Source organism: Caulobacter sp. DWR3-1-2 (genome assembly GCF_049896225.1).
GTDB lineage: Bacteria > Pseudomonadota > Alphaproteobacteria > Caulobacterales > Caulobacteraceae > Caulobacter.
The window spans coordinates 1-18735 of the sequence record NZ_JAFCTW010000015.1 but is presented as its reverse complement, the minus strand read 5'-3'; the positions used below and the strand labels follow the sequence as shown (position 1 = coordinate 18735).

Annotated in this window: 17 protein-coding genes and 2 pseudogenes; 9 read left to right on the top strand and 10 right to left on the bottom strand. The window is 68.3% G+C overall.

Annotation, left to right across the window (positions count from 1 at the left end; genetic code table 11):
- Positions 1–375: 375 nt before the first annotated feature.
- Positions 376–2364 (top strand): OPT family oligopeptide transporter, encoded by a 1989-nt coding sequence (locus ACP696_RS17905; RefSeq protein ID WP_426044116.1) that lies wholly within the window; start codon positions 376–378, stop codon positions 2362–2364.
- A 110-nt stretch (positions 2365–2474) separates the two neighbouring features.
- On the opposite strand, the pseudogene ACP696_RS17900 reads toward ACP696_RS17905, so the two are convergent.
- The 5 genes and pseudogenes from ACP696_RS17900 to ACP696_RS17880 form a co-directional block, all read right to left on the bottom strand.
- Positions 2475–2774, bottom strand: a pseudogene (locus ACP696_RS17900) (GNAT family N-acetyltransferase); the annotation flags it as partial.
- A 376-nt stretch (positions 2775–3150) separates the two neighbouring features.
- Positions 3151–3360, bottom strand: coding sequence for a DUF3126 family protein (locus tag ACP696_RS17895; protein WP_426014792.1), 210 nt, complete (start codon positions 3358–3360; stop codon positions 3151–3153).
- A gap of 50 nt (positions 3361–3410) precedes the next feature.
- Positions 3411–3743, bottom strand: a complete 333-nt coding sequence (locus ACP696_RS17890; RefSeq protein WP_426014790.1) for a LysR substrate-binding domain-containing protein — start codon at positions 3741–3743, stop codon at positions 3411–3413.
- Positions 3740–4048 carry a hypothetical protein gene (locus ACP696_RS17885; RefSeq protein ID WP_426044115.1) on the bottom strand — a complete coding sequence of 103 codons (309 nt, stop codon included), beginning with the start codon at positions 4046–4048 and terminating at the stop codon, positions 3740–3742. Before ACP696_RS17885 ends, ACP696_RS17890 begins: the two co-directional genes overlap by 4 nt.
- 179 nt (positions 4049–4227) lie before the next feature.
- Positions 4228–4299 (bottom strand): annotated as a pseudogene (locus tag ACP696_RS17880) (LysR family transcriptional regulator); the annotation flags it as partial.
- 140 nt (positions 4300–4439) lie between these two features.
- Between ACP696_RS17880 and ACP696_RS17875 the strand changes: the two are divergent.
- Positions 4440–4583, top strand: a complete 144-nt coding sequence (locus tag ACP696_RS17875) for a hypothetical protein (protein ID WP_426014786.1) — start codon at positions 4440–4442, stop codon at positions 4581–4583.
- 141 nt (positions 4584–4724) lie between these two features.
- On the opposite strand, the gene ACP696_RS17870 is transcribed toward ACP696_RS17875, so the two are convergent.
- The gene (locus ACP696_RS17870; protein ID WP_426044114.1) at positions 4725–7655 is read right to left on the bottom strand and encodes a M16 family metallopeptidase; all 2931 of its coding nucleotides are present in this window, start codon (positions 7653–7655) and stop codon (positions 4725–4727) included.
- 184 nt (positions 7656–7839) lie between these two features.
- Here ACP696_RS17870 and ACP696_RS17865 point away from each other — a divergent pair, with 184 nt between their 5' ends.
- The 5 genes from ACP696_RS17865 to ACP696_RS17845 all read left to right on the top strand — a co-directional run bounded on the left by ACP696_RS17865 (position 7840) and on the right by ACP696_RS17845 (position 13303).
- On the top strand, positions 7840–9717 hold the full coding sequence (locus tag ACP696_RS17865; RefSeq protein ID WP_426014782.1) for an ATP-binding protein: 1878 nt from the start codon (positions 7840–7842) through the stop codon (positions 9715–9717).
- A 128-nt stretch (positions 9718–9845) separates the two neighbouring features.
- Complete coding sequence (locus tag ACP696_RS17860; protein WP_426044113.1) at positions 9846–10196, top strand: ArsR/SmtB family transcription factor; 351 nt, start codon at positions 9846–9848, stop codon at positions 10194–10196.
- On the top strand, positions 10189–10665 hold the full coding sequence (locus ACP696_RS17855; protein ID WP_426044112.1) for an SRPBCC family protein: 477 nt from the start codon (positions 10189–10191) through the stop codon (positions 10663–10665). The genes ACP696_RS17860 and ACP696_RS17855 overlap by 8 nt, the downstream gene beginning before the upstream one ends.
- A gap of 368 nt (positions 10666–11033) precedes the next feature.
- Positions 11034–11756, top strand: coding sequence for an ABC transporter ATP-binding protein (locus ACP696_RS17850; RefSeq protein WP_426014960.1), 723 nt, complete (start codon positions 11034–11036; stop codon positions 11754–11756).
- Positions 11753–13303, top strand: coding sequence for a hypothetical protein (locus ACP696_RS17845; RefSeq protein WP_426014776.1), 1551 nt, complete (start codon positions 11753–11755; stop codon positions 13301–13303). The genes ACP696_RS17850 and ACP696_RS17845 overlap by 4 nt, the downstream gene beginning before the upstream one ends.
- Before the next feature lie 119 nt (positions 13304–13422).
- On the opposite strand, the gene ACP696_RS17840 is transcribed toward ACP696_RS17845, so the two are convergent.
- The 4 genes from ACP696_RS17840 to ACP696_RS17825 form a co-directional block, all read right to left on the bottom strand.
- Positions 13423–13587 (bottom strand): hypothetical protein, encoded by a 165-nt coding sequence (locus ACP696_RS17840; protein ID WP_426014773.1) that lies wholly within the window; start codon positions 13585–13587, stop codon positions 13423–13425.
- A 123-nt stretch (positions 13588–13710) separates the two neighbouring features.
- Positions 13711–15606, bottom strand: a complete 1896-nt coding sequence (locus ACP696_RS17835; protein ID WP_426014770.1) for a PAS domain-containing protein — start codon at positions 15604–15606, stop codon at positions 13711–13713.
- A gap of 176 nt (positions 15607–15782) precedes the next feature.
- A complete protein-coding gene (locus ACP696_RS17830; protein ID WP_426014768.1) occupies positions 15783–17216 on the bottom strand; it encodes a DEAD/DEAH box helicase in 1434 nt (477 codons plus the stop codon).
- A 360-nt stretch (positions 17217–17576) separates the two neighbouring features.
- Positions 17577–17915 carry a PRC-barrel domain-containing protein gene (locus ACP696_RS17825; RefSeq protein ID WP_426014766.1) on the bottom strand — a complete coding sequence of 113 codons (339 nt, stop codon included), beginning with the start codon at positions 17913–17915 and terminating at the stop codon, positions 17577–17579.
- A gap of 83 nt (positions 17916–17998) precedes the next feature.
- Between ACP696_RS17825 and mutT the strand changes: the two genes are divergently transcribed.
- Positions 17999–18415 carry an 8-oxo-dGTP diphosphatase MutT gene (gene mutT, locus ACP696_RS17820; RefSeq protein ID WP_426014764.1) on the top strand — a complete coding sequence of 139 codons (417 nt, stop codon included), beginning with the start codon at positions 17999–18001 and terminating at the stop codon, positions 18413–18415.
- Complete coding sequence (locus tag ACP696_RS17815) at positions 18331–18582, top strand: Flp family type IVb pilin (protein ID WP_426014762.1); 252 nt, start codon at positions 18331–18333, stop codon at positions 18580–18582. The genes mutT and ACP696_RS17815 overlap by 85 nt, the downstream gene beginning before the upstream one ends.
- Positions 18583–18735: the final 153 nt, after the last annotated feature.

Sequence of the window (18735 nt, the reverse complement as noted above, 5' to 3'; positions counted from 1 at the left end):
CATGAGCGGACCGGTCATGGCGCAATCCGTGCGGCTTTACAGCCTGAGGTCTGTCGTCTCTCCGGGAAACCACCACGACCAATCCGACAACGTAAGCTGGACCGGCGAACTGAAGAGCATCGGGGTAGCGCGCCCGACGCCAATGCGGTTCGCCCGCGCGCGCAAGGCTGCCGTCTTGATCAACGCCAGTCGTTGCTCGGACGCCTATCAACTGGCGGTGAGGGCCAAGGACGACAAGCTGGCGTCAACGCATCAAAGACCTCTTCGCTCTGCGGTCATAAACGTCCGTTAAAACGCGAAATTGCGGAACATGACTTGAGTATGATGCGGTCGGACGTGCAAGGTCGGCCTCCTTAACGATTTCGGGACCCTTGCATGTCGTCCGACGCCACCACGACTCCTCGTTCGGAGTTCACCGTTCGAGGGGTCCTTCTCGGGATCGCCATCACTGTCGTCTTCACCGCCGCCCAGGTCTATCTGGGACTGAAGGTCGGGCTGACCTTCGCCACCTCGATCCCGGCGGCCGTGATCTCGATGGCGCTGCTGCGGGCCTTCAAGACCGCGACGATCCAGGAAAACAACATCGTCCAGACCATCGCTTCGGCGGCGGGAACGCTGTCGTCGGTGATCTTCGTGTTGCCGGGCCTGCTGATGATCGGCTGGTGGAGCCACGTGCCATTCCTGACCACCTTCGGCGCGTGCCTGGTCGGCGGCATCCTGGGCGTGATGTACACCATACCCCTGCGCCGGGCTCTGGTGACCAATTCCGACCTGCCCTACCCCGAGGGCGTCGCCGCCGCCGAGGTGCTGAAGGTCGGCACCGGCTCGCGCGAAGGCGCCGCCGAGGGGGTGTTTGGCCTGATCGCCGTGGTGCTGGGCACCATCGCCTCGGCCCTGTTCGCGGCCCTGGCCGCCGCCAAGATCTTCGCCGCCGAGGTCGCAGGCTACTTCAAGGCCGGGGCCGGCGCGACCGGCCTGGGCGCTTCCAGCTCACTGGCCCTGATGGGCGCGGGACACCTGATGGGCATCACCGTCGGCGTGGCGATGTTCGCCGGCCTCGCTATCGCCTGGGGCGTTCTGGTCCCGGTCATGACCACCCTGCACCCGATGCCGGACGTCTCGGTCGCCAAGCACGCCCTCACGGTCTGGAAGACCGAGGTGCGGTTCATGGGCGCGGGCGTCATCGGCGCCGCCGCCATCTGGACCTTGGGCAAGCTGGCCGTGCCGATCTGGTCGGGCCTGATGTCAGCCTTCGAGGCCAACAAGGCCCGCAAGGTCGGCGGCGTGATCCCGCGGACCGAGCAGGATATCCCGATCGGCATCGTCGGCGTGGTGTCCCTGGCCCTGCTGGCTCCTGCCGGCTGGTTCCTGGCCCACTTCCTGACCGGCGGCCCGATCACCAGCATTGCGACCCCGCTGGTCGCCATCGGCGTCGGCTATGTGCTGATCGCCGGCCTGCTGGCCGCCGCCGTCTGCGGCTACATGGCCGGCCTGATCGGCTCGTCCAACAGCCCGGTCTCTGGCATAGCCATCCTAACCGTGCTGGGCGCCTCGCTGATGGTCGGCGTGGTCGGCCGAGGCGTCATCGGTCCCGATGTCGCCAAGGCCTTGGTCGCCTACGCCCTCTATGTCACCACCATGGTGCTGGCCGTGGCCGTGGTGGCCAACGACAACCTGCAGGACCTGAAGACCGGACAGCTAGTCGACGCCACGCCGTGGAAACAGCAGGTGGCCCTGATCATCGGCGTCGTCGCCGGCGCGATCGTCATCCCCTTCGTGCTGGAACTGCTGAACCGTTCGAACGGCTTCTCCGGCGCGGCCAACCTGGCCACCGTGGCTGGGGCCAAGCCGCTGGACGCCCCCCAGGCCACCCTGATCTCGACCCTGGCCAAGGGCGTGATCGGCGGGGATCTGAACTGGACCCTGCTGGGCGTCGGGGCGCTGATCGGCCTGGCCCTGGTGGCCGTCGACCTGATCCTGCGCAAGTCTAGCCAGGAGCGCCTCAGCCTGCCGCCCCTGGGCGTGGGCCTGGCCATCTACCTGCCCAGCGCCGTCACCGCGCCGGTCGTGGTCGGGGCCTTGGCCGGCTGGATCTACGACAAGATCGTCGGCAAGGACCGCATGGCCGCACCCGCCAAGCGCCTGGGCATCCTGATCGCCTCGGGCTTCATCGTCGGCGAGAGCCTGTTCAACGTCGCCCTGGCCGGCCTGATCGTCACCACCAACAAGCCCGGCCCGTTGGAAGTCCCCTTCGCGCCCTCCGAGCACGTGGGCATGATCCTCGCCCTGGTCGCCGCCGCGGTGGTCGTCATGGGGTTGTATGGCTGGGCGCGCAGATCGGCCAACAAGATCGCCGACGTCTGATCGCGGCCGCCGAGTGGAAGACCGGGACCCGGAGGGCGAGCGCCTTCCGGACCCCTTTTTGTTGAGACTGGACCCAGCACCGTCAGGATCTGCTCGCACCGAAACCGAAACCCCAGCGCCTGATACAAGGCGATCGCGCCGGCGTTGTCGGCGTAGCTGTGCAGGAACGGCGTCTCGCCGCGCGCCTGGATCGCGCCAGCCACCTGCAGCATCAGCCGCGCCGCATAGCCGCGTCCGCGAAAGTCCGGATGGGTGCAGACGCCGCTGACTTCGGTGAAGCCGTCGGGGCGCATTCGCTCGCCGGCCATGGCCGCCAGGCGGCCGTCGATCTTGACCCCGACGAAATCGCCCAACTGGTGGGTGCGGCGGAAGAACGGCCCCGGCTTGGTCAGGGTGGCCAGGGCCAGCATCTCCGGCCCGTCGGCCTCGGTCAGCGGCTCGATCGCGAAGGTCACCGGCTTTGGCGCGGCCAAGCTGTCAGCGGTCATCTGCCAGCACAGGGCGCGTTTGATGACCGCCGTGTCCGGGACCGGTGGCGGATCGAACCGTTCGAACAGCCCGACCTCGCCATGGGCGCGGACCAGCCGCTGCAGGGCGGCCAGGCTGCCCGGCCTGTTGTCTGCCGTCGCCGCGAACAGGCCATAGTCGGGGTCGACGCGCAGGGCGGGACCATCGACGATGGCGTGCTCGGCCTGGCGTCCGGTGAAGGCCGACCAGACGGGGCGGTCGAGGGGATGGCTCCTCACGCCCTTCGCCGCCGACACCAGACCCTGCCTGTCACGGATACTAGCCTTCCAGGTCTTCCGCCAGGATCGCCATCTCGAACATGAACGAGCCGTCCTCGTCCTCGTCCTGGAAGACGACGCCAATGAATTCGCCGGCCACTTCGACCTCGGCGGAGTCCTTCTGCTTGGGGCGAGCCTTGAGCGCGATGTGGGGGTTGCCGAAGGTGCGCTTCAGATGGCCTTCGAGCTTGGCGATGGTGGCGGCGTCCATGACGGCTCCTGGTCTCGTTGGGGCGCCGGGGCGCGGGGGATCGGCGGAAACTAAAGGGCGTCAGGGCAAAGTGTAAGGGGGTTTGCGCCTTTAGCTGGCCTGGCCTGTTGAGAACCCGGCGGCGCGGGGGTCGCCGCGCCCTCGGCCGACAGCCAGTCGCGGAAGCGGCGGGCGGGCTTGGTGGCCTTGCCCTTGGGTGTGAGGGCGCACACCTCGGCTCGGCCGGGGATCAGCCCGATCGGCGCCACCAGCCGCCCACTGGCCAGATCGCTCCCGGCGAAGGCCCAAGGCCCCATCGCCACGCCAAGGCCGGCGGCGGCGGCTTCCAGCATGTAGAAATAGTGGTCGAATTCGCGGTTCACCGCCGCCGGCCCCAAAGTCATGCCCGACGCGGCTTCCCATTCCGACCAGCTTTCGAAAAAGCTGCGGGTGTGCAGGCGGGCAGGGCGGCCAGGGACGCCAGGTCCGGCGCCTGGGCGGCCAGGGCGGGCGAAACCACCGGCCCGACATAGTGCTTGAGGAACGGCGTGACGTCGGCGTCGGGCGAGGGCGGGGCCTCGGGCAGCCGCATGCGGATGGCCAGGTCGACGCCGTCGGCGCGGAAGTCGAAGGGGCCGTTGGACTCCACGATCCGCACCGGGATGTGGCGTAGGCGGCTACGAAGCCTGGCAGGCGCGGGATCAACCACTTCATCGCGAAGGTCGGCAGGCAGGAGACCACCAGGGCGCGGTCGGCGGCTGGCGGCGGCCGGGGAATCGCCGCGTCGATCTGGTCGAAGGCCGCCGTCAAGGCCTGGGCCAGCGTCACCCCGGTCGAGGTCAGCACCAGCTTGGTGCGCGGGCCTTCGGTCAGGGCGGCGCCCAGATGGTCCTCAAGCTGGCGGATCTGACGGCTGATCGCGCCATGGGTGACGCACAGCTCGTCGGCGGCCAGGGTCATGCGGCCACACCGCGCGAAGGCCTCGAAAGCGCGCAGGGCGTTGAGCGGCGGCAGCGATCGGGCGGTCATGTGACGAAACCTCACAGATGGCCGCTGATAAGTCGTTATTCGGCGCGGCGCAACGCGCGGATAAGGCGGGCATGACAAAGCCCGCTCCCCACCGCGCCATCCTCGCCCAATGGCTGGCCGTCGCGGCGGTTTGGGGCTTGGCGGGTTATGGGGTTTTGGCGGGGAAGCCGGCGAGCGGACAGGCTGATCGGGTTCACCTGATCGCCTGCCGGTAAATTCACAGTCCGTCTCCCCTGCGAAGGCCGGGGCCCAGATGGAATGACTTTGAGGCGGGTTCCGGGAATGCCGCGCGCCTCCAATCAGCCCCGCGCCTTGGGATCTGGGTCATGGCCTTCGCCGGGAAAACGGATTTGGAGTTACTTCCCCTCCGGCTTGACCACCATCGTCCACGACTTGTCGTCGCCCAGGAAATCCTTGGCCGCCTTCTGCACGTCAGCCACCGACACCCGTTGCAGGCCGGAGATCACCGAGCGGGTCGAGTCCAGCAGGCGCGGATCGGCCTGGGCGCCCGACAGCACGCCGAGCCAGTATTCGTTGGTCTCGCGAGCTTTTTCGATCTGGTCGATGCGCGGCTTTTTGGCCCGGTCCAGCTCGTCGTCGGAGACCGCCTTGTCGCGCAGGTCGGCGGCGATCTGGCGGATGCTGGCGATGACGCCGTCGATCTTCTCGGGCGGAACCTCGACGCTGACGGCCAGATAGCCCCAGTGGTCGAAGACCACGCTGGCGGTGGCCGAGGCCGAGGGCGAGTAGGTGGCCCCCTGCTTCTCGCGCAGTTCGTCGGTCAGCCGTAGTTGCATCACCTGGGCCAGCAGCTGGGTGTTGCGGGCCCGCTGCAGGTTGGCGAACAGGTCGTCAGTCTTCCAAGCCATGAACAGCTGGGCCTGGTCGGCGCGGCCCTTGTGGGTGCGGACGATCGGCGTAGCCGAGGGAGCGGGGAAGGGGGACTGGTCGGCCGTGGCGGCGGCTGGCGTGTCGGTGCGGGCCGGCAGGGCGCCGAAGGTCTGGGCCACCGCAGCGACGGCCTTGTCCACCGTGATGTCGCCGACGATCACCACCTCGATGGCGTCGGTGGTCAGCGGCCCCGCGATGGCGGTCTTCAGTTGGTCGATCGCGCTGCCGGCGATCTCGGCCCGCGAGGGGAAGGTCCAGCGCCGGTCGCCGCCGCGCAGCAGGCCGCCCAGGTCTCGGCCCATTACGCCGCCCGCCGTGCCCTCCATCTGGTCGTGGATGGTGCCGTAATAGGTCTTCATCCGGGTGAAGGCCTCGGGACGCCAGCCGCCGTCGATGGCGTAGGCGGCCAGCACCTGCAGCTCGGTGTCCAGGTCCTCGGGGCGGGTGCGGCCCGACAGGCTGAAGGCGTCGTCCTCGACCCCCAGGCCGGCGTTCCACACCTTGCCGTTCAACACCCTGTCCATGTCCTGGGCCGAGATCTGCTTGAGACCGCCCTCGATATAGGCCGAGCCGGCCCATAGCGGGTTCTGGACCGTGGTCGGCAGGTCCAGCAGGCCGTGGCCGATGCGGGCCTTCACCAGGATCTGGTCGTCGCGGAACTTGGTCGGTTTGACAGTCAGGCGCACGCCGTTGGCGAAGCGCACGAAGACGGTGTCGAGATCGGTCACGTCCTTCTGCTCGGCGACCTTGCCCACGGCGCCAAAGCTGGCATAGGGCCAGACGGTGTTGCTGGGCGCGGGGGGCGCTGCGACGGCGCTCGTCTGGCTGTCGGCATAGGCGGCGGTCACCGTTCCCTCGCCGCCGTCGATGGCGGTCGGTGTTGGTATGGTGATCAGCGGGCCGGAGCCGGTGAAGGCGGCCTTCAGCTTGGCCGAGACCTTGTCGGCGGTCAGGCCCTTGGTGGCCTCTTCGAACACCACCAGGTTCTGCGACGGGCTGGTGGGGATTTCCTTGTCGCCCAGGCTGTTGACGATCGCCCCGGCCAGGGCCGTGGTGCGCTGGGTGGCTTGGCCAGCGGCGGCGGCCACGAAGCCGGCGCGCATGGCGGCGATCTCGCGGTCCAGCTCGTCCTGGCGCACGCCGTACTTCACGACGCGGCGCTGTTCCTGGTCGATGGCGGCCAGCGCTTCCTTCCAGCGGCCCGGCTGGGCGGTGGCGGCCAGGCTGGTGACCTGGGCGGCTTGGTACTGGTCGTTCTGCATCGCTACCCCGACAATGAACGGCGGGGCGTCATTGCGGCTGAGGTCCTGCAGGCGCCGGTTCAGCGCAGCGAAGCCTAGGGCCTTGACCAGCTCATCGGCGTCCTTGGCCCTGGTTTCCAGCTCCAAGTCGGGCGGATTGATCCAGGCCAGTTGCACCGACAGCGCCGCGCCGGGCTCGACCAGCACCTTGGCGGTCAGGCCGCGCTTGGCCACGGGGCCGACGTCAGGCCGGACGCCCGCCGGACCTTGCGGCGTCCAATCGCCGAACCGGGCCTTGATCTTGGCCTCCATGGCGTCGACGTCGAAGTCGCCCACCGCCACGACCACCGCGTTCTCGGGCCGGTACCAGGCCTCGTAGAAGTCGCGGATGCGTTGGGCAGGGGCGGCGCGCAGGATCTCGGTCTTGCCGATCGGCAGACGCAGCGGCGGCCGCTGGCCCTCCATCTGGAACGAGAAGCCGTTGGTGAAGACGCGATAGGACGGGCTGTCGCGGGTGCGTTCCTCCGACAGCACCACGCCACGCTCGCGATCGACGGCGTCGGGGGCGATAGTCAGGGCGCCGGCCGCCTCGCGCAGCAGCATCATGGCGCTATCGACCGTATCGTCGTCGGTTTTGGGCAGGTCGAGCTGATAGCTGGTCTCGCCGATGCCGGTCTGGGCGTTGGTGTCGGCGCCGAACGACAGGCCGTGGCGCTCGAGGATCTTGACCATGTCGCCTTCCGGCACGTTCTTGCTGCCATTGAACGCCATGTGTTCGAGGAAGTGGGCCAGGCCCTGCTGCTCGTCGGTCTCGTCGATCGAGCCGGCGTCGAACCACAGGCGCAGGGCGGCCTGACCGGGCGGGGTGGCGTTCTTCTGGATCGCGTAGCGCATGCCGTTGCTCAGCACGCCAAAGCGGATGCGCGGGTCGGGCGCGACGTCGGACACCGCCTGCGGCCACTGGCCCGGCTTGACCGAAGCCAGGGTGGGAGCGGTCGAGGCGCCTAGCGCCGCGACCGGCGTTTTGGATGACTTGGCGGGCGTCGCCCTATCGGCGGGGCGGTCGCCGAGGGGCTTCGAAGGGGAAAGGGTCGCGCAGGCGGCGAGGCTGAGCCCGGCGGAGACAACAAGCGCCAGGCGCGGAACGCGGATCATGAGCGACCTTGGAAGTAGAGCGATGACATAGCGGCACCTTGGCCGCAGCCCGTGGCGCAAGCAAGGCGTCGGCGCCACCCTGTCTCCCTCCATCGTTTCGCGCGTGCGACATTAGGTCCCTGTGAATGCACGCCGAATGCCGCAATTGATGCGTTAATGGAGTGCTCTGTTTGGAAGCCCCTCGATGTCGCCGTCGCCCCGACCGTCCGCGCCCGCCTGCCTGCCGTTCGACACAGCGAGCTTCGAGCGCCTGCGCCGGCCGGTCTGGGTGTTCGACGACTTGCGCAAGCGCAAGGTCTACGCCAACCCTGCCGCCGTGACCCTGTGGGGGGCGGTCGACCTCGACGCCCTGCTGGCGCGTGACTTTTCCGACCAGTCGCCGGCGGTGCGCACACGGATGGAGACCATCCACCAGAAGATCGCCCGGGGCGAGGCGGTCACCGAGCACTGGACCTTCTATCCCCTGGGCGTTCCGACCTCGGTCTCGGCCACGATCTCGGCCATCACCCTGGCCGACGGCAGCGAGGCGATGCTGTTCGAGGCGACCTCGCTGGCGATCAGCCCCGACGAGCAGCGCGCTGCCGAGGCGCTGCGACACACGCCGGTGCTGGTCGGGCTCTTCGACGGCAAGGGCCGGCGCCTGTTCGCCAATCCCAGCCGCATGGCCTGCTTTCCTGATCAAAAAGTCTTCCACCAGGCCTTCGCCGATCCTGCCGAGGCCGAGCGCATCTGGGGCGAGGCCTTGGCCGGTGAAATCACCGTGCCGGCCTGTCGCGTCGTGACCTCGGCCGGCGAGCAGTGGCACGGGCTGACCGCGCGCCGCGCCGTCGATCCGGTGACCGGCGCGGTCGGGGTGCTGGTCAACCAGATCGACACGAGCGACCAGGTCGAAACCGCACGCGAACTGGCGCAGGCCCGAAGCCGCGCCGAGGCCGCCGCCCACGCCCAGGAGGAATTCCTGGCCAATATGAGTCACGAGTTGCGCACGCCCCTGACCAGCGTCATCGGCTTCGCGGGCCTGCTGCGCGCCACGCCGCTGGACGCCGGCCAGACCCGCCATCTCGACCGCATCGACGCCGCCGGCCAGGCGTTGATGTCGACGCTGAACGACGTGCTGGACCTATCGAAGCTGGAGGCCGGCGGCGTCGAGCTGGATTCGCGCCCGTTCGCCTTGGAACCGCTGCTGGACCAGGCGCTGGGGATCATCGAGGCCCAGGCCTCGGCCAAGAGCCTGAGCCTGACCAAGCGGATTGACGCCGACGTGGCGGCCTTCGTGGTCGGTGATCCCGAGCGCTTGCGCCAGATTCTGCTCAACCTGCTGGGCAATGCTGTCAAGTTCACGAGGGACGGCGGCGTAACCCTGTCGGCGCGCCGCCTCGGGCCAGACGCGGATGGCGCGGCCCGGATCGAGTTCTCGGTCACGGACACCGGCATCGGCCTGGCGCCCGACATGATCGATCACGTGTTCGATCGCTTCATCCAGGCCGACGCCTCGGTCACCCGGCGGTTCGGCGGTACGGGGCTCGGCCTGTCGATCACCAAACGGCTGGCCGAGGCCATGGGCGGCGAGGTCGGGGTCAAGAGCGACCTCGGAGCGGGTTCGCGGTTCTGGTGCGTCCTGCCGCTGCCCGTGGCATCGGCGCCGGAAACCGCGCCGATCTCGCCAGCCACCGTCCCGACCGCTGGGGCGCGGGTGCTGCTGGCCGACGACAATGAGGCCAATCGAGAATTGGTCAGCGCGATCCTGTGTTCGGTGGGCCATCAGGTCGATTTGGCGACCAATGGCGTCGAGGTGGTCGCGGCGGCGGCGCGCGGCGGCTACGACCTCGTGCTGATGGACGTGCAGATGCCGATCCAGGACGGCGTCAGCGCCACCCGCGCCATCCGCGCCCTACAGGGCTCCGCCGCCCGTGTGCCGATCATCGCGCTGAGCGCCAATGTCCTGGCGGGGCAGATCGAGACTTACCGCGCCGCCGGCATGGACGACCATGTCGGCAAGCCGATCGCGGTGGGAGAGTTGCTGGAGAAGGTGGCGCGATGGGGTGGGACGAGACGGGGGTAGGGTCCTCGTCGCGGCGGCCCCTTCCCGGCCGAGCCTTGCGCGGTCCCAGCGGGCGCGAGGCCCGATAGCTCAGGCGCGTTCGACCGCTCCTTGCATGCCGAAAATCCGAGCGCTATACACTGAACCATATGGTTCACTATTCAACATCTCGCCTCGACGCCTCGTTCGCCGCCCTCTCGGACATCACCCGACGTGGCGTTCTCGAGCAGCTCGGCCGTTCGGACGCCTCGATCACGGAGCTCGCCGACAGGTTCCACATGACCCTCACGGGCATGAGGAAGCATGTCGGCGTCCTGGAGCATGCGGGGTTCGTCACGACGGAGAAGGTCGGACGCGTGCGGACCTGCAAGCTCGGCCTACGCGGGCTCGAGGCTGAGGCGGCATGGATCGAAAGCTACCGTCAAGTCTGGGCCTCACGCTTCGACACGTTGGACAGGGTTGTCGAGGATTTGAAACTCAGGGAGAAACGCGATGAGTAACCGCACGACGATCGAACGGAAGTCCGAGCGCGAGCTCGTTGTCACGCGTATCTTCAACGGCCCGGCGCGCATCGTGTACGAGGCGTGGACCAAGCCCGAGTTGATGAAGCTGTGGTGGGCTCCCAAATCGTCGGGCGCGCCTCTGCTGTCCTGCGAAATGGATGTCCGCGTCGGGGGTCAGTACCGTCTCGAGTTTGGCCAGGACGCCGCATCGTCCTTCGCGTTCTTCGGCAAATACCTTGAGGTGACGCCGCCCTCGCGCTTGGTCTGGACCAATGACGAAAGCCAGGACGCCGCCGTCACCACGGTGACCTCCGAGGAAAGGGAGGGCCAGACGCTGTTGGTCCTGCACGAGCTCTATCCGTCGAAGGAAGCGCTCGACGAGGCCTTCGTCGGGATGGCAGACGGGATGCCCGAGCAGTTCGAGCAGTTGGACACCTTGCTGGCCACCTTGAGCGAGAGCGCGTGACGGTCAGGAGTTCTCCGGCTGGATTGGCCGCGCCTTAGCGGTTGAACAGGGCAGGCTGGGCGAACCGGCTTCCGGCTAGGCCTTCAAAGGACCGCCTACCGGACGCGAGCGGAAAACAATGGCGCGGAGCGCTCGGCTTCGTCGAAACGGTGTTGAACACACAATTGCCGGACGATGTCCGCCGCTCCGCGACCCTTTTTCACACCTTCAGCGGCAACCCGCATGAAGTCCTACCCCATGGGGTAGGACCTTGAACAGCGGCCCCAAACACGTTCACATGCCCCAGCTCCACCGTCCCAAAGGACCCGTCCGTGACCGAAGCCTTGATCGTCCGTGGCTTGGACAAGACCTTCGCCAAGCCGGCGGTGATGGACCTGGACCTGACGGTCCACGCCGGCGAGCTCTACGCCCTGCTGGGGCCAAACGGCGCGGGCAAGACCACCACCCTGCGGATGGTCGCGGGCCTGACCAAGCCCGACAAGGGCGAGATCAGCATCTTCGGCGTCGACGCCAAGGCCGACCCGGCTGGCGCCAAGGCGATCACCGCCTGGGCGCCCGACGAGGCGATGATCTATGACAAGCTGACGCCGCTGGAATATCTGGAGTTCGTGGCCGGCCTGTGGAACGTCGAACCCAAGGCCGCCAAGGCTCGGGCCGAGGCGCTGCTCTCCAAGCTGGGCCTGGAGTCCGAGGCGCGGCGGCGCTGCGAGGGCTTTTCGCGCGGCATGAAGCAGAAGGTGGCCCTGGCCGGCGCCCTGATCCATGATCCCAAACTGCTGATCCTCGACGAGCCCCTGACCGGCCTCGACGCCGCCGCCGCCCGCCTGGTCAAGGACATGCTGCAGGAGCGCGTCGACGCCGGCGGCACGGTGATCCTCACCACCCACATTCTCGAGGTCGCCGAGCGCATGGCCGACCGCATCGGCATCATCGCCGGCGGCCGTCTGCTGGCCGAGGGCACGCTGGACGCCCTGCGCGCCCAGGTCGGCGGGATGGGGGCGGGCGGCGGCAAGGACGGCTCCACCCTGGAGGACGTGTTCCTGCAGCTTACAGCGACCCCCGCCCCCGTATCTGGCGAGGCCGTGGCGTGAACCTGGCGGCGCCGGGTTCGATCCTCTGGCTGCTGGCCCACGAGATGCGTCTCTACTGGCGAAGTTTCCGGGGCGGGCGGGCCGGCAAGGGCGCGCGGGGCCTGATCGGCCTGACGATCGTCGGCGCCATGATGATCGCCGGCGGCGTGCTCATCGCCCTGGGGCTGCACGGCCACGACATCCCGATCAACCCGCTGTCGGTCAGCATCGCCGCCCTGGCCAGCGCGGTGATCTTCACCCTGATGCTGTCCCAGACCCTCAGCGCGTCGAGCGAGGCGCTGTACGACCGGGGTGATCTGGACCTGCTGTTCTCCTCGCCGATCGGGCCGGCCAAGGTGCTGCTGGTGCGGGCGCTAGGCGTGGCGACGGGGGTGGCGACGATCTTCCTGATGGTCGCCACGCCCCTGCTGCTGCCGACCGTGCTGTATGGACATCCCGGCTGGATCGGCCTGTTCGGCGTGCTGGCGGCCCTGGCCCTGGCGGCGACGGCGGCCGGGCTGGTGCTGGCCATGGCGCTGTTCGCCCTGATCGGCCCGCGCCGCACCCGCACCGTGGCTCAGGTGATGGCGGCCCTGGTCGGCGCGGGCTTCTTCCTGGTCAGCCAGGCGCGATCCATCCTGGGGCAGCAGGCCAGCAGCAGTGTCTATGCCGACATCATGCAACGCAGCCAGGAAGGCCGGCTCAATCCGCCGCCCTTCGCCGACCTGCCGCTGCGGGCCATGTTGGGCCAGCCCCTGCCGCTGCTGGTCATGCTGGGCGGCGCTGCGGCGCTGTTCATCCTGTCCGCCCGGGCCCTGGGACGCCGCTTCTCGGACGCCGCCGCCGCCGCCCAGGGCGCGACGACAAGCGCCCCCGCCAAGGTTGGCAAGGGTCGCGCCCGGGCCTTCTCCGGCGGGGTTTTTCTGGCCACCCTGCGCAAGGAGCTGCTGCTGATCGGACGCGACGCGGCCCTGCTGTCGCAGGTGCTGCTGCGGGTGCTCTATCTGATCCCCACCGCCCTGGTGCTCAGCCGCAACGCCTCGCACGGGACGGGCGCGGCCCTGGCCGGCGGGGCGGGGGTGGTGGTCTTCCTGGCCGGTCAGGTCGCGGGCAGCCTGGCCTGGATCACCGTGTCGGCCGAGGAGGCGCCGGACCTGCTGTCGGTCTCGCCGGCCAGGATCGCCACCTTGCGCCGCGCCAAACTGGCGGCGGCCTGGCTCCCGGTGGCGCTGCTTCTGGCCCTGCCGATCGCCGTGCTGGCCTGGTTCGCGCCGCTCGCCGCCATCTGGACCACCCTGGGCGCGGCCTTGGCGGCCTGGAGCAGCGGCCTGATCAATGTCTGGCGCCAACGACCGGGCAAACGCTCGGAGTTCAAGCGTCGGGGCGGGGCGTCGTGGGTGGCGACCCTGGCCGAGATGCTGGTCTCGGCCCTGTTGGCCGGCGCCACCGGCGTCGCCGTGGCGGGCTTCGCGGTCTGGGGCCTGATCCCCTTGGCCTTGGCCGGCCTGGTGCTGCTGAGCCTGCGCCGCAGCGACGCCCAGATCGCCAAGGCCTTGCGATTAAGGTAAAGCTCCAATTAGGGTTTTACCCGATTGCACGACATTCCGCGCCGGCTAGGGTCGGTGTCGGGTCGGGGTTATCGAGGGGTTTGGGTTCACCGCGCCATGACCGCAGCACAGCTTGCCCTTCATCGGAACGACCGCCGGGAGTCAAAGGCCCTGGTCGTGGTGATCAGCGTGTTGCAACTGGCGCTCGTGGTGCTGGCCTGGCTGTTGGCCGTGGTTCCGGTGGCGTTGCTGGCCTTGGGCGTGATGACCGCGAAGGCCGTGCGCGCGGCGTTTCGACCTTCCACCCCGACCGCCAGGGCGCCCTCAGGGGTTCACGTCGCGACATCGCCTCTAAACGCCCCTCGCCGGGATGAGAGGATCAGAAAGGCTAAGATTCAACCTCAAGCCAGCGCCCCAAGCTCGCCCGCCTAACCCTCGAGCCCCGCCTCGATCCGGCAGACGACGCCGCCGGGTTGGAAGTCGATATGGGCCTCGCCCGACAGTTCCGCCGCCAGGCCGCGTTCGATCAACCGGGACCCAAAACCTCTGCGGGTGGGCGACGAAACGGGCGGGCCGCCCGATTCGGTCCAGGTCAGCACCAGCCGCGCTACGCCGGACGCCGCCTCGGGCTTTGACGTCACCGACCAGGCGATCCGCACATGGCCGGCCACGGTCGAAAGCGCCCCATACTTGACGGCGTTGGTGGCCAGCTCGTGCAAGGCCATCGACAGCGACAGCGCCATGCGCGGCGACAGCCGGACCGGTGGTCCGGTGAACGCAAAGCGGCCCGGCGCCCCGTGCAGGGCCTGCAGCCCGGTCAACAGGTCCGACAATTCCGCGCCCTCCCAATTTTCACGGGTCAGCAGATCATGGGCCTCGGCCAGGGCGACGATCCGGGCCGAGAAGGCCTCCTGGGCCTGGGGTAGCGAGCGGGCGGCGTGGAAGGTCTGGCCGGCGATGGCCTGGATCGTGGCCAGCGAATTCTTCACCCGATGGTTCAGCTCGTTGACCAGCAGCCGCAGGTGCAGCTCGGCCTTCTTGCGCTCGGTCACGTCGGAGGCGACGCCGACGAAGCGCACGCACTGGCCGTCGCGGAAAAAGGCGCGGCCAAAGGCCTCGATCCAGCGAAGGGCGCCGTCCGTGCCGCGGAAAATCCGGTATTCCTGGTTGAAGACGTGGTCGCTGGCGCGACCGGCCGGGTCGATTGCGATTTGAATCCCGTCTCGAAGCCTTGGATAATCGTCGGGATGGACCAGCCGGGCCACGGTCTCCGTGGTCGCTTTCTCGTCCTCGGTCAGGCCGAAAATCTCGCGACATCTGGGGTCCCAATAGCGCGCTCCGGTCGCGGGATTATGATCCCAGCGGCCAAGGCCGGCGGCCTCGACGGCGATCCGCAGGTCGGCTTCGGTGGCCTCCAGGGCCGCCTCGATCCGCTTGCGCTCGGTGATATCGACCATCACCCCGCGATGGCGCACCGCCCAGCCCTTCGTGTCGCGCTCGACTCGGCCCCGGGTCTGGACCCAGCGGATCGAACCGTCGGCATGGCGCAGCCGGTACTCCTCCAGGAAGTCGGCGGTGGTGCTCACATGGGTGCGCCCCGACTTCAGCAGCCGCTCGAAATCGTCGGGATGCAGGGCCTGCGAAAACTCCGACAGCGGCGCGCCTTCGGCGGCGCGTTCGGGCGACACGCCGTGAAAGGCCGCGTAGCGGGCGTTGGCATAGACCCGGTCGGCGACGATATCCCAGTCCCAGGTGCCCACGCCGCTGGCCGCATCGAGCGCCAGTTGATAGCGCTCCTCGCTGGCGCGAAGGGCCTGCTCGGCCTGTACTCGCCGGGTGGTCTCCGACAGGGCGATCAGGACGCCGCCCACGCCGCTGGCCGCTTCCGGGTCGGGCAGGGGCGTGAGACGTATGGTGAAATAGCCTTGGGTGACCGTTCCGTCGGCATGGACGGTCGGCAGCAGCAGGTCCTCAATGAGGTCGCCGCCGCTCACCCCGTCCAGCATCGCCCGCTCGGGGGCCTCGGCGTCGGCCGCCGAGGTCGGCGGGGCCTGGGCGAAGGTCTTGCCCAGCGTCTTTGGGTGACGCTCGCCAAGCATTGGGGCATAGGCGTCGTTATAGATCAGCACCAGGTCCCGGCCCCAGCGCAGGGCGGTGGGGAACTTGCTGGCCACGACCAAGGCGACAGCGAAGGTCAGGCTGGGCGACCAGCCGCCGCGCGGACCAAGCGGCGTGGCCGCCCAGTCGACAGCCTCAATCCGTGCGTCCATACCGCCGAGCCGCCGCGCGGCGATCGCTCCGCCCTGGTCACGGGTGTCCGCCATGCCCGTGTTCCTTCCCGACCGTGTCTTCAACGGTCAAAGAACAGACCTCATCAAAGGCGGGGTTTCAAGCGTCGCGGGAAGCCACTGGGATTCTTACCCAAAGAAACGCCGGCCGTTTCCATCCCTTGGGACGGAAACGGCCGGCGTTTCATCTAGGCGCCGTCTGGAGCTGACGCTTAGTCGATCGGATTCCAGCGTTGGTCAGCGGCGCCGTTGGCCCGCTTGGGGCCGCGGAAGTCACCGGCCGGCTTGGCCGCAGCGGGCGCGCCCTGAGCCTGACCGCCATTGCGGCCACGATTCTGGCCGCCGGGCTTGCCCTGGCCGCCGGCATTGGCGCCAGCGCCACCGGGACGACCGCCACGGTTACGTTGCTTTCGCAGTTCCGACGGCACGTTGTTGCGCGGGTCGGCGCGGCGTGGATCGACGTACTTTTCCGGCGGCGCCAGCTTGTCGGCCACGGCCGCGGCGGCCGCCAGATTCTTGTCGTTGCGACGGTCGAAGGTCGGGATCACCTGGCGGGTGGCCTTCTGGATGTCCTTCAGCAGGTTGCGTTCGTCATCGGCGCAGAAGCTGATGGCGATGCCTTCCTTGCCCTTGCGGGCGGTCCGGCCGATGCGGTGGACATAGGATTCCGGCACATTGGGCAGTTCGTAGTTGAAGACGTGGCTGACGTCGTTGACGTCAATGCCGCGGGCGGCGATGTCGGTGGCGATCATCGCCTTGACGTGGCCGGCCTTGAACGAGGCGAGAGCCCGTTCGCGCTGGCCCTGGGTCTTGTCGCCGTGGATGGCCGCGGCTTCGATGCCGCTGGCGACCAGGTACTTGGCCACGCGGTCGGCGCCGCGCTTGGTGCGGGTAAAGACGATGGCCCGCTCAACGGCCTTGTCGGCCAGCAGCTCGGCCAGCAGGGGGCGCTTGCGCTGGGCCTCGATGTAGATCAGCGACTGGTTGATGCGCTCGACCGTGGTGGCCGACGGAGTGATCGCGACCTGGGCCGGGTTCTTCAACAACTCGCCGGCCAGCTTGCCGATTTCGTTGGGCATGGTGGCCGAGAAGAACAGGTTCTGGCGTTCCTTGGGCAGTTGGCTGGCGATCTTGCGGATCGGCACCACGAAGCCCAGGTCCAGCATCTGGTCAGCTTCGTCGAGCACGAAGATCTCGACGCCATTCAGGTGGGCGGACTTTTCGCCCAGGTGGTCCATCAGGCGGCCCGGAGTGGCCACGACCACGTCGACGCCGGCCGCCAGGGCCTTCATCTGCGGGCCGTACTTCACGCCGCCAAAGATGGTGGCGACGGTCAGGCCCATGTGCTTGCCGTAGTCGCGGAAGCTCTCGGCGATCTGGGTCGCCAGTTCGCGGGTCGGGGAGAGGACCAGGCAGCGAAAGCCACGGCGCGGGGCCGGCTTACGGTCCTCGGCCAGTCGGTGCAGGATCGGCAGGGCGAAGGCGGCGGTCTTGCCGGTGCCGGTCTGGGCGATGCCCAGCAGGTCGCGGCCGCTCAGGACCAGCGGGATGGCCTGTTCCTGAATGGGGGTGGGCTGGGTGTAGCCCTTCTCGGTCAGCGCCTTCAGGAGGGGCTTGGCAAGGCCGAGATCGGTGAATTGCGTCAAGGTTGGATGCTTTCGTGCAGCCACAGAGACGGCGCATGCGATCCTCGCACGGCTCGCCTGGCGGCGGGTCGGTGGGGAGCGCCCCGCGTGACACGGGCGGTCTGATGGAAGCGTTCAGGGTGCTCGACAGGGCGGACCAGAAAGGTCCCTCACGCGGCTGGAGCACCGATAGCGCCAGACGGCGCACGCCCTAGATCGTTTATTGCAGGTGCGAAGTCAAGGGCGGGCAAGGGTGTGCGCGATTTGGCGCAGTGCGTCCTTCGAGGCTTGGCTGCGCCTCGCACCTTAGGATGAGCAATTCAGCAACAACTTCCCTCATCCTGAGGCGCCCGCGCAGCGGGCCTCGAAGGACGGACGGCGTCAGACCTCGAAGTACCGCTCCACCTGCGCCGCCCAGCCATAGGTGGCGCTGTTCAACTGGTCGCGGTCATAGGCCGGGGCTTCCTTGAAGCGGTCCTTGGCGATGTCGAGGACATAGGCTTCGGCCTTTTCGTCATAGGTGAGCAGGCGCCAGGGCAGGGGATGATACTTGCCGCCGGCCGCGAACAGGCCCGAAGGCTCGATCGCCACATAGCGGCCGATGCCGGCGTCGCGGTCGATATAGATCTCGCGGATCACACCAATCTTGTGGCCTCCGACGTCATTGACCTTCGTGCCGATCAGGGCGGCGCTCTTCACCAGGCGATCGTCGACGCTCATGGGGTTCTCCTCGTTCTGGGACAACCAACGCGGCCGCGTCGATGACAGTTGCCAAGCGGCGTGACCCGTTCGACTAAGGCGTCATGATCCAGTCCTCCCCCAAGCCCATCGTTCTCGTCGCCGCCGCCGCCCTGATCGACGTCGATGGGCGGGTGCTGATCTGCCAGCGGCCGCAGGGCAAGGCGCTGGCCGGGCTTTGGGAGTTTCCGGGCGGCAAGGTCGAGCCGGGCGAGACGCCCGAGCAATGCCTGATCCGCGAACTCGACGAGGAACTGGGAATCCAGGTGGCCCAGGCCTGTCTGGCGCCGTTCGTTTTCGCCTCCCACGATTACGAGTCCTTTCACCTCCTCATGCCACTCTACCTGCTGCGGCGCTGGGACGGACTTGTCACCGCCCAGGAGCATGAGGCGCTGAAATGGGTGAAGCCCGACAGGCTCGCGGACTATCGGATGCCGCCGGCCGACCTGCCGCTGATCGCCTGGCTGCGCGATCTGCTCTAAGCCGTTTCTGGCGCGACGAGCGCGGCGCCACGGCCATCGAATACGGCATGATCGTCGCCCTGATCGCCGTCGCCCTGATCGGCATCCTTGGCGCCCTGTCGGGCACCATCAAGACCACCTTCACCAAGGTGAACACCCTGCTGGCGACCAGCAACGCGGCGAAGTAGGCGGTTTTGCGCCAAGCTCAGCTTGGGTCCCCTCAGTTCACAAACGAAGTGCAACACTCTCTGACCGAGGTGTTGCGATGGGACAAGCCTATGATCACCTCACGCTCGAGGAGCGGTGTGAGCTTGCCCGGCGTCGTGAAGCGGGTGAGACGA